The sequence below is a fragment of the Gilvimarinus sp. 1_MG-2023 genome, from assembly GCF_030548285.1.
The window spans coordinates 1-257 of sequence record NZ_JAUOSC010001267.1; the positions used below are offsets into that span (position 1 = coordinate 1).

Genomic DNA, 257 nt, shown 5'->3' on the forward strand with positions numbered 1-257 from the left:
GTTATTCCACCATTGGTTGATTCCTTTTGTGTATTGTTCTCTTGTTAAAGCAATATCATCATGAGCCAGTACCAATGCTTTGATATCTTCTTTTGATTCAATATTATCTTTAAACTTATCGTAATTTTCTTTTTCTGTTTTTTCAAAAATAGACATACGTAAGTGAATATAATTGCCCCAAAACGGCTGTAAAGCATCCACTTCTACCGTTGGAATTCCCCCTTGTAAATGTGCATTTACATCTTGCGGTTGTGCAG

At 34.2% G+C, this 257-nt stretch carries 1 protein-coding gene; it reads right to left on the reverse strand.

The genetic code is table 11. From position 1 onward, the window contains the following. A partial coding sequence (locus Q4563_RS20945; protein ID WP_303605891.1) for a hypothetical protein occupies window positions 1-257 on the reverse strand: 257 nt, incomplete at both ends.